This is a genomic window from Bacillus sp. DE0042 (genome assembly GCF_007680225.1).
In the GTDB taxonomy this organism is placed as follows: Bacteria; Bacillota; Bacilli; order Bacillales; family Bacillaceae_G; genus Bacillus_A; species Bacillus_A wiedmannii.
Window position 1 is genome coordinate 1 of the sequence record NZ_VEJP01000055.1, and the last position, 208, is coordinate 208.

General features: G+C 45.2%; 1 tRNA gene. It reads right to left on the reverse strand.

The window, feature by feature from the left end:
- Window position 1 precedes the first annotated feature (1 nt).
- Window positions 2-73 (reverse strand) — tRNA-Gln (locus tag FS802_RS30835).
- Window positions 74-208 lie beyond the last annotated feature (135 nt).

Here is a 208-nt window from a genome sequence, read left to right on the forward strand (position 1 = left end):
GCTGGGCTAGCTGGATTCGAACCAGCGCATGACGGAGTCAAAGTCCGTTGCCTTACCGCTTGGCTATAGCCCATCGATTTCTTACTTAATTATATGTAAGTATCCATTAGATTATTTGTAATTTTTAAAATAAAAATGGGGCGACTGATGGGAATCGAACCCACGAATGCCGGAGCCACAATCCGGTGCGTTAACCACTTCGCCACAA